This window comes from Pleomorphochaeta sp. DL1XJH-081, from assembly GCF_049310885.1.
In the GTDB taxonomy this organism is placed as follows: domain Bacteria; phylum Spirochaetota; class Spirochaetia; order Sphaerochaetales; family Sphaerochaetaceae; genus CAYZJV01.
In genome coordinates, this window is record NZ_JBMDYO010000001.1 from 905026 (window position 1) to 915580 (window position 10555).

At 45.3% G+C, this 10555-nt stretch carries 9 protein-coding genes; 2 read left to right on the top strand and 7 right to left on the bottom strand.

Annotation, left to right across the window (positions count from 1 at the left end; translation table 11 throughout):
* Positions 1-51: 51 nt before the first annotated feature.
* Positions 52-642, top strand: coding sequence for a nucleotidyltransferase family protein (locus ACODJP_RS04255; RefSeq protein ID WP_422478801.1), 591 nt, complete (start codon positions 52-54; stop codon positions 640-642).
* Here the strand turns inward: ACODJP_RS04255 and clpB are convergent.
* Positions 623-3211, bottom strand: a complete 2589-nt coding sequence (gene clpB, locus ACODJP_RS04260) for an ATP-dependent chaperone ClpB (protein ID WP_422478803.1) — start codon at positions 3209-3211, stop codon at positions 623-625. The genes ACODJP_RS04255 and clpB overlap by 20 nt on opposite strands.
* Positions 3212-3298: 87 nt before the next feature.
* Positions 3299-3916, bottom strand: a complete 618-nt coding sequence (locus tag ACODJP_RS04265; RefSeq protein ID WP_422478805.1) for a TetR/AcrR family transcriptional regulator — start codon at positions 3914-3916, stop codon at positions 3299-3301.
* A gap of 96 nt (positions 3917-4012) precedes the next feature.
* Here ACODJP_RS04265 and ACODJP_RS04270 point away from each other — a divergent pair, with 96 nt between their 5' ends.
* Positions 4013-5482, top strand: coding sequence for a M20/M25/M40 family metallo-hydrolase (locus ACODJP_RS04270; protein ID WP_422478807.1), 1470 nt, complete (start codon positions 4013-4015; stop codon positions 5480-5482).
* An 11-nt stretch (positions 5483-5493) separates the two neighbouring features.
* Here the strand turns inward: ACODJP_RS04270 and argF are convergent, their stop codons facing one another.
* Genes argF through ACODJP_RS04295 form a run of 5 tightly spaced genes read right to left on the bottom strand, consistent with a single transcriptional unit; the run spans position 5494 to position 10284 of the window.
* Positions 5494-6489: an ornithine carbamoyltransferase gene (argF, locus tag ACODJP_RS04275; RefSeq protein ID WP_422478809.1), complete on the bottom strand. Its 996-nt coding sequence runs from the start codon at positions 6487-6489 to the stop codon at positions 5494-5496.
* Positions 6486-7694, bottom strand: a complete 1209-nt coding sequence (locus ACODJP_RS04280) for a DNA recombination protein RmuC (RefSeq protein WP_422478811.1) — start codon at positions 7692-7694, stop codon at positions 6486-6488. The genes argF and ACODJP_RS04280 overlap by 4 nt, the downstream gene beginning before the upstream one ends.
* A gap of 57 nt (positions 7695-7751) precedes the next feature.
* Positions 7752-8552 carry a MetQ/NlpA family ABC transporter substrate-binding protein gene (locus tag ACODJP_RS04285; RefSeq protein ID WP_422478813.1) on the bottom strand — a complete coding sequence of 267 codons (801 nt, stop codon included), beginning with the start codon at positions 8550-8552 and terminating at the stop codon, positions 7752-7754.
* Positions 8553-8602: 50 nt separating this feature from the next.
* Positions 8603-9265: a methionine ABC transporter permease gene (locus ACODJP_RS04290; protein WP_422478815.1), complete on the bottom strand. Its 663-nt coding sequence runs from the start codon at positions 9263-9265 to the stop codon at positions 8603-8605.
* A gap of 2 nt (positions 9266-9267) precedes the next feature.
* Positions 9268-10284: a methionine ABC transporter ATP-binding protein gene (locus ACODJP_RS04295; protein WP_422478817.1), complete on the bottom strand. Its 1017-nt coding sequence runs from the start codon at positions 10282-10284 to the stop codon at positions 9268-9270.
* Positions 10285-10555: the final 271 nt, after the last annotated feature.

Below are 10555 nucleotides of genomic sequence, written 5' to 3' on the forward strand. Positions count from 1 at the left end.
AATGGCATACTTTTTGCAATCATGGTAGGCTATTAATGGAGGAAGAACCTTTTGATTACCGTTCTATTGGCTGCTGGAAAAGCTTCCCGGATGGGAGGACCAAAACTCATCCTTCCCTACAAAGGGAAATCCATCATACGATACTCACTCGAAGCTGCCTTGGAAAGCTCACGACAAGTCCTTATTATCATCGGATATCACGAACAACAGATCCTTCCACTTCTCGCACCCTATAGGAAGCTTGGTTCCGATCGCCTACGCATTATTAGAAATCCTTCACCGGAACTTGGACAATTTTCCTCTACACTTTCAGGGGTTGCGGAAATTCAGACGGATGAGAGCTTCACCATCGCGATGGGGGATTCTCCACTTATCACATCGGAACATTATCGACAGCTGGCTCCCTATCTTGAGGGCTACGAGGCTGTAAGACCCTTCTGTGGGGACATACCTGGACACCCTGTCCTGTGTGCAAATACACTCCGTGAAGAAATTCTCAAACTCCCCCCATCCTATTCCATGAGAGAGTTCCTAGCTTCAAGGAATGTAAGAAGGCTCGATACCGATGACCCGGCATGGATCACCGACATCGATACTCCAGAATCCTATGAACGGCTACTTGCTATTTCTTCTTGGGATTGACTAAATCTATACCACCTTCATCTCCGACCGTCAGTGTAATAGTATCACCTTCAAGGAACTCCCCGGACATGATCATTTTTGCCATCGGATTCTCCACAAGGGATTGGATACTTCTCTTGAGTGGACGCGCACCGAAATCCGGGTTATAACCGATTGTGGCTATTGCATCCAAAACAGTATCGTCATAGGTAATGGTGAGATTACGTCTCGCCAATCGTTTTGCAAGGATATCCAATTGCAGGCCAACAATCTTCCTAATATGACTCTTCTCCAAACGATGGAAAACGATAATTTCATCTATACGATTGATAAATTCAGGCTTGAATGCCTTTGAGACAACACTTTCGACCGCATGCCTTGCCTCTTCGAATGTCTTAGCAGAAAGCAACAGCTCACTGCCAAGATTGCTCGTCATGATTACAATGGTATTCGTAAAATCAACGATTCGTCCTTGACCATCGGTCAAACGACCATCATCAAGAACCTGAAGGAGAATATTGAAAACATCGGGATGAGCTTTTTCGATTTCATCAAAAAGGATTACCGAATATGGCCTACGACGTACCACCTCAGTCAATTGTCCGCCTTGGTCATAGCCCACATATCCTGGAGGGGCACCAATCAATCGACTTACCGAGAACTTCTCCATATATTCACTCATATCGATTCTCGTCAGAGCTTTCTCATCATCGAAGAGAAATGAGGCCAAAACCTTTGCCAATTCTGTTTTTCCTACACCTGTAGGACCGGCAAACAAGAAGGTCCCCAAAGGCCTCCTTTCATCACCAATACCAGTCTTGTTCCGCCGAATGGCATCACTTACTGCACGGATCGCCTCTTCTTGGCCAATAACTCGCTCTCCGAGAATCTTTTCCAGATTCACGTACTTTTCCATCTCCGAAGAGAGCATCTTCGTGACTGGAATGCCTGTCCAATTGGAAACAATTCTTGCGATATCCTCGTCCGAAACTTCTTCCCGGAGTATCCGTTTCCCTTGCTGTACCTTGTCCAACGACTCACTTTGGCTTTCAATCTGCTTAAGCAACTCGGGAATTAGCCCATGTTTGATCTGGGCTGCCCGGGCTAGATTACCATCTCTCTCACTCTGGATCTCTTCCTGTTTCAATCGCTCCAACTTCGCTTTATTGTCTCGGATACTGGCAATAGCCTCCTTTTCATTCGTCCATTGCATTTGTAGACTATCTTTCAAGCTCTGCAAGTCAGCCAATTCGGATTGGATCTTCCCCAAACGTTGGATCGATTTCTTGTCGGTTTCTCGTCCAAGAGCTTGGGCTTCAATGTTCAGCTGCAAGATTTTCCTCTCGATTTGATCCAATTCCACAGGCTGACTCTCTATCTCCATCTTCAACTGGCTTGCCGCCTCATCAACTAGATCGATTGCTTTATCAGGTAAGAAGCGAGCAGTAATGTAGCGATCTGACAAGATCGCTGCAGCAACCAACGCCTCATCCTTAATCCGTACTCCATGGTGGACCTCATATCTTTCCTTCAGACCACGTAGAATCGCAACGGTATCCTCAACGCTAGGTTCTTTAGTGTATACAGGCTGAAACCTCCTTTCCAGGGCTTTATCACTCTCGATATGCTTTCTGTACTCGTCCAATGTCGTTGCCCCAACCGCACGTAATTCACCACGAGCCAAGGCCGGTTTCAATAGATTTGAAGCATCGGTAGATCCCTCTGCTGCTCCAGCTCCCACTAAAGTATGCAATTCGTCAATGAAGAGAATAATTTCACCTTGCGAGCCGACAACTTCATTGATGACTGCTTTCAATCGCTCCTCGAACTCGCCCCTGAATTTTGCCCCTGCGATTAGAGCTCCAAGATCCAATGCCAATAAGCGCTTTGATGAGAGTGATTCAGGGACATCGCGAGAGACAATTCTCTGAGCCAGACCTTCCACAATAGCAGTCTTTCCTACACCAGGTTCACCAATCAAAACAGGGTTGTTTTTCGTTCTTCTCGATAGAACTTGCATGACACGTCGTATCTCTTCATCTCGTCCAATCACCGGATCAAGTTTCTGTTGTCTTGCGAGAGCAGTCATATCCTTACAATATTTTTCTAATGATTGATAACGATCCTCTGGATTCTCATCAGTTATCCGGTTGTTACCACGTACCAGTTGGAGGGCTTTCAAAATACCATCCTTTGAGACACCACGTTCCCTGAGCATGGTTGAGATGGGTGTATCCTCAACCAAAAGTGCAAGTAGCAAATGTTCGGCACTGATGTATTCATCCTTGAAGTTTGCCGCTTCACGTTCTGCAGCATAGAAAATCTCAGCCAGTTTCGGAGAAAGGGAGCTCTGTGCGGTATCACCGTATGCTTTTGGCAAACGCTCCACCATACTCGTAGTTTCCTGTTCTAGCATGGAAGGAGAGACCCCCAAGCGATCGAATAGGGGTACGAGTAGTCCATCCCGTTGCTGTAGTAGCGCAAGGAATAGATGTTCAGGGCCAATCGTCGGATTCTTGTATGCGTGTGCCAACGAGTCGGCCGCCTGTAAGGCCTCTCGTAGTTTGATTGTCATCTTATCAATGTTCATATATTACCTCTTGGAATTACAGGTACATCCATGTGTAATATACTGAGAGATTGATGCAAGGGCAAATTTTTTGACTATATCGAAGGGTCAGCGGATGAAGCGTTGGTCTGCTTGCGGCCGTATCAGCTCAAGATAGTTATTCACCAACTCCTTCGAACCATTGACATCGAATGAATCGAGGAAAGCCAATTGGAAACAAAAGGATTCCAAGAGAATAACTAGGTGTTGAGTTATCCGATTGACATCACATTGGACAACTTCTCCCATGGATATTCCTAATCGCAACAACCGCTTGAAGAGAATATGTAGCTTGGCAGTACGCCTGAGAATAATATCGGAGAAATCAGTCCCCTCTTTCTTCAACTGCAACATAACATCCATTAGAGAAGTAAGTTCTCCCCTATGTTGGGTGGAAATATCGATAATATCGTTACAGATTGTAAGGATACGGACAATTATCCCATCGGTGGTTGTCCATGCATAATCCGCATATTTCGTGAACATCCTACCAGTCACCAACTTCACAGCATAGTAGTAGATTTGTTCCTTATCTTTGAAATACTGGTAAATTGTCGGTCGAGATATTCCACATTCGGTTGCTATCAAAGAGAGGTTAGAGTCCCGATACCCCTCTCTCGCAAAGACCTTCAATGCTGTCTGCAGAATTTTCTCTTTCCGTTCCTCATGATCGATTTTCTTTGGCATGCTATCATTCCTGCTACTCTGTTCATTGGTTCTTATGTTACACTATACCATGATTTTGTAAAACACACTATCCAAAACAAGAAAGGCGGGAAGCACATGCAGTCAACTATCATATTTGCAGCCACAATCATCGTGTCGCTCCTGCTCTTTGCCATCGTAAGAACCTTAGTAGTCAAGGTAAGACTTTCCAAGAGACCTAGGCTAAGACTCAATACCACCCAAGAAGGAATTAATCTTCTTACGGTCGCTGAACATCTCGCAGAAGCGGTATCCTTCCAGACAGTCGCTCAACCTGAAGGACACGACAACCAAGAAACGAACAATTCGTTCTTCTCATTTCATCGTTATCTCGAACATACATTTCCTCAAATCCATAATAAGCTGGAGAGAATCGATGTTGGAGATACCAAGAATCTTGTTTTCTGTTGGAAGGGAACATCTCCAGAGAGGCCTCCTGCACTCCTTATGGCCCATCAAGATGTGGTTCCAGCTCAAGAAAAGGAATGGACGTATCCTCCATTTGAAAAAACCGTTGCGGAGGGGTATGTCTGGGGAAGAGGTAGTTTTGATGCCAAAGGACAATTGATAGCAATACTTGAGGCTATTGAGCAATTGCTCACAGACGATTTCCGTCCTTCTCGTACTTGGTATATTGCATTTGGCTGGGATGAAGAGACAAGGGGATCCAAAGGAGCCCGTTCTATCGTCAAATATTTTATTAGCAAAGAAATTCGCTTCTCCTACGTTCTGGATGAAGGTGGCGTAGTTACAAAAGGATTTGTTCCAGGTATCGACATACCTATCGCCGTGATAGGTATTGCGGAAAAAGGAAATCTCAATCTCAAGTTACGTTGCACGAAAGAGGGAGGACACTCTTCCAGTCCACAGAATCCAACTGCCGTGGGAACCTTGGCTAGGGCAATCTGGCGTTTGGAAACAAAAAGGAACAGAGTTCAATTCAGCTCTCCGGTAAAAATGCTCTTTAGAACTCTTGGAGAGCAAGCTCCTTTTCATCTTGCCATTCCCTTATTGAATCCATGGCTCTTCAAACCTTTGATAGTTATGCTATGCAACCATATTCCTTCAATGAATGCACTGGTGCGCACGACTCTTGCCATTACTATGGTAAAAGGAAGTTCCGCAACAAATATTATTGCGAATTCAGCCTCTGCAGTTGCGAATATCCGTACACTTCCAGGGGAATCTACAGAAAAGATTGTGGAAAGGGTCAAAAGAACAGTTGCTGATGATACGATCGAAATATCGGTGATTGATGATTCGATCCGCTCACGTGTTTCCCGCATTGATGGAGAAGGTTTCGAGATTCTCGAAAAAACTATTAGACAGGTTTTTGCTGCGGTTCCCACTCCTTATCTCATGACCGGGGGATCCGATGCTCTATACTATGAAGCTATCTGTGACCATGTCTATCGCTTCACACCTGCGATAATGAATGCGTCCGAACTGCAACGGATGCATAATGTAGATGAACGGTTCTCCCTAGAGAATCTTGGAAAGGCGATAGATTTCTACCAAGCTCTCATTATCCAAGATTCCCGGGAGTAACATATTGAATCTTATTGGAGTTTATCACTCATTGTTGCGACCATCACTGCTTTGATCGTGTGCATACGATTCTCGGCTTCATCGAAAACAACCGAATATGGACTGTGGAAAACCTCATCTGAGACCTCCATCTCCTTTAGTCCGAATTTATCGAAGACATCTTTTCCAATACTGGTCTCAAGATCATGGAATGCCGGTAGACAGTGCTCGAACAGAACATTGGGATTACCGGCGGCTTTCATCAATTCCATAGTAACCCGGTATGGCTGTAATAGAGCTATCCTACTGGACATCTTGTCTTCCTCTCCCATGGAGACCCACACATCGGTATAAATGATATCGGCACCTTGGACGGCCTTAAAAGGATCACTCTCCACGGATATGGTAGCTTTGGTCCTCTTGCAGTCATCGGCTAGTGAGTCGATCAAGGATCTCGAAGGGTTCAACTCTTGCGGTGTTGCTATCACATAGTCCATTCCCACTTTCGCTGCACCGATCATCAAAGCATTGGCCATGTTATTCCTTCCATCCCCAACATACACGAATTTCATCGAGTGCAACGGTTTCTTAAGATGCTCACGAGCAGTCATAAAATCCGCTAAAACCTGTGTAGGGTGGTCGTCATCGGTAAGACCATTCCAAACGGGAATACCAGAGTATTTGGCTAAATCTTCTACTAAAGCCTGACTACTTCCTCGATATTGCATCCCATCATAATATCGGCCGAGAACTCTGGCCGTATCTTCAATGGACTCTTTCTTTCCCATCTGGCTATTTGTCAAAAAAGTCACATGGGCACCTTCATCAAATGCCGCTACTTCGAATGCACATCGAGTTCGTGTGGAAGGTTTATCGAATAGCAATACGATATTCTTCCCCTCCAATAGCAAGTCGCGGTTACCTGATAGTTTTTTTGCCTTCAACTTGTCCGAGAGATCCAAGAGATACCCTATCTCATCAGAAGTGAAATCCTTCAGTGTGAGAAAACTTCTTCCTGTAAGTTTCATTGCATCAACTCCTCTGTTTCTTCCTGTCCAGTGGAGGGAACGGACTCCACCGATATTAGTTTTCTTTGAATCCTTTCAGTCCTGCGATATGCCAGATCAAGATCTCCCGAAGCTAAATCAAGACGCTTCTTCGTCTTTTCCAACAATTCGCCGAAACGCGAAAATTCTGTCTTAACTATGCCAAGGATCTGCCATACTTCACTCGATCGTTTCTGTATCGCCAATGTCTTGAATCCCATCTGCAAACTATTGAGCAATGCCGTAAGTGTAGTTGGCCCAGCAACAACGATGCGATGGTTACGCTGTAACTCGTCGACCAACCCCTCTGTATTCAGTACTTCGGCGTAGAGACCCTCCATAGGAAGGAACAAGATAGCGAAGTCGGTTGTCTCCGGTGGATCCAAATACTTGGTAGAGATATCCTTCGCTTCAGAGCGAAGACGTTGTCTAAGAGCTTTCCTTGCAACCTCAACCCCTTCGATATCTCCATTTTGTTGACACCCAGCTAGCCGCTCATAATCCTCTTTTGGAAACTTTGCATCGATCGGAAGCCAAACACCTCTTCCATCATTTCCCCTGTCAGACTGTTGACCAGGAAGTCTGATTGCAAATTCTACGCGATCCGAACTCCCCTTTTTAGTTGCGACATTCATAGCATATTGGTTTGGTGACAGTACATCTTGCAATATCGCATGGAGTTGAAATTCTCCTAGCATACCTCGGGACTTTACATTTGAAAGTACCCTCTTGAGATCTCCAACACCATCAGCAAGTGTCTGCATTTCACCTAGACTTTTATTGACTACTGAAAGTTGTTCACTTACCAACTTGAAGGATTCTCCAAGTCGGCGTTCCAATGTTTCATGTAACTTTTCATCGACGGTAATCCGCATCTGCTCCAACTTTCGTTCATTGTCTGAACGGATCAACTCCAGTTTGGCATCGATTGATTCTCGCATGGCAAGCAATTGCCGTTCCGTTTTATCTCCCAACTCCTGTGTCCGTACACTAACACTTTCCAGTTGTCTTTGAGTAAGAGACGCGATATCCGTAAGCGTCCCCACCGACTCTCTATGCGAAGATTGGAGCGATTCGGACATTCTCATCCTCATCCGCTCCAACCCTATTCGAACACTGAATAATGTAATCAATGACACTACCACCATAGCGATGATGCCGATTAGGGTTATGTACACGATAGACATGACTTTTCTCCTATCAACATCATAACGCTAGGTGGATGTGGGTGTAACCCCAAGTAACTAGAAAACCACCACAACTTCGCCGTTAGGATAGTTTTCGGCAACGTAGTCCTTGATTTCTTTGCTCTGCAAGGCTTTCACCAAAGCAGCGATGGCAGGATCGTTTTCACTTCCCTGCTTAACTGCAACGACATTCACGTATGGGGAGTCTGCGCCTTCAACGGCAAGACCATCCTGATTAGCCTTCAGTCCGGCAGGAATAGCATAGTTTCCATTGATTACAGCAGCATCAACATCATCCAATACACGGGGAAGGGAAGCGGCTTCTATCTCATGGAATTTGATAGCTTTTGGATTATCGACCACATCGAACACAGTAGCAGTGATTCCAGCACCATCCTTCAAGGTAATCAGACCTGCACTCTGTAAAAGCAACAAAGCCCGTCCACCGTTGGTAGGGTCGTTAGGGATAGCGATAGTCGCATCCTGACCGATAGCGTTGAGACTCGAATGTTTGCGTGAGTAGAGTGCAATCGGTTCGATATGAATTCCGCCGGCATTAACCAGATGATAACCCTGCTCTTCATTAAAGGACTCAAGGTATGGGATATGCTGGAAGAAGTTTGCATCTATCTGCCCATCTTCGAGTGCTTTGTTTGGTGTGACATAATCGGTAAACTCAACTACCTTGAGGGTAATACCTTCGGCAGCGAGGTCATCAACGATAAGGTTCAAGAACACAGCATGTGGTTCTGGTGTCGCGCCTACGGTCAAGGTATTCACACTCTCCTTGGATCCGGCGGCAAAGATGGATGAAACCACAATCAATGAAACCAAAACAATTGCAGCAATTTTTTTCATACTAAAATCTCCCTTTGATTTGTATCTAGTAGATGGAATATACGTAATTCTCAACGTTTCGCCATCATGCGGGCACTAATTTTATTTCCGACAACTTGGACAACCTCGACCAATACCAGAATCACGATGACTGATACCAACATGACATCTGGGCGGAACCGCTGATACCCATAGCGAATGGCAAGGTCTCCCAATCCACCACCACCAATCGCACCGGCCATCGCTGAATAGCCAATCAGATTAATGATGGTTAAGGTGATTCCCGATACCAATGACGGCATAGCCTCAGGTATCAACACCTTTTTTATGATTTGCATAGTTGTGGATCCCATTGCGCGGGCGGCCTGAATGACCCCCGGATCCACCTCCTTGACCGCTGTTTCTATGATTCGGGCTACAAACGGCGCAGCCGCTATCGAAAGCGGAACGATTGTGGCTGTGGTTCCAATGCTTGTGCCTACGATGATCCTCGATAAAGGAAATAACAAGATCATGAGAATAATAAACGGAAAAGAACGTAAGACATTTACGATTCTTCCCAGAACATTGTTTAAAACTGGTTTTGGAATGATTCCTCCCTGAGCCTCAGGACCAGTAATGCAGAGGAGAATCCCTAACGGCAATCCCAACACAAGGGAAAATAAGGTTGATGCAAATACCATTGCGAGGGTCTCAACTGTTGCATTCCAGACTAACGAGAACAACATGTCCATGGTTACTGACCCTCCTCTTCTACCAATATTCCCGACAGCTGAAGAGCAGCAACCGCTTTGTCAACTTCATCTGATTCTCCGATAATATCACAAATCAAGGTTCCCACATCTTCACCAGATACGCGTTGTACACCTCCAGCTCGGATATTGAATTCGACATCGTATGTCTTCTGAATCCTGCTGAGGACAGGTTCTCCTGTCGAATCTCCCCTGAAACGCAAGGTGAAACGGCCTCCTTCATCGGACCAACGGACCATATCGTCACGCTTGACCTCATCAGGCTCAACCAAAGGTGCAAGATTAGCTAAGAAATCCTTGGTTGTGGCCGAAGCTGGAGCAGCAAATACATCCAATACTTTGCCCTCTTCGACAACACTTCCATTTTCCAGCACCGCCACATGTTCGCAAGCATCCCTAACAACTTCCATCTGGTGAGTAATCATAACCACAGAAAGGTTCATTTTCTTTTGTAGGTCGCTAAGCAAAGTGAGAATAGATCTCGTAGTTTGGGGATCCAATGCACTGGTAGCTTCGTCACAAAACAGAACATCGGGATGGTTAGCTAAAGCTCTAGCTATTGCGACCCGTTGCATCTGACCTCCTGAGAGGGTACTGATGGGGGCCTTTCCTCTTCCAGCTAGTCCAACCACTTCAAGTAATTCTTCAACACGGGTATTAATGGCTTCCTTATGAACTCCAGCAATCTCCATGGGATAAGCAATATTCTCTGCGGCATTTCTTGAGGAGAACAGGTTAAAATTCTGGAAGATCATCCCAATCTTCCGCCGTTGTGCAATTAATTCATCCTTGGGAAGATTATCGACGCGTTTATCATCATAATAGATCTCACCGCTATCGGGTCGTTCCAAGAGGCTTATCAGACGTACCAAGGTAGATTTTCCCGCACCACTTTTTCCTATAATCCCATAGATTGTATTGGACGGTATGTTGAGAGAAATATCATGTACTGCATGCAGAGAACCATAGGTACGATTCAACTGCTTCATTGAAATCCTCATGAAATAAAAACCCCTTGGACAACTATTTTTCGAAAACGTACCACATCATAAAAGAATAGGCTAGGTTCTTCAAGCTGAACCGAGGGGTTTCTTGAAAGCACATACATAAATTTGCATAAACTTACAGTTTACTGACAAATGGAAGGTATACAAGTAGTCTTTCGTTCCCGGCACTCGCTCGGCAATGCAAGCAGGCTTTCGTTCCCGGCACTCGTTCGGTAATGGATCCACTTCGTGGCTCCGCTACGCTCACTCCGTTTGGGAATGTGAT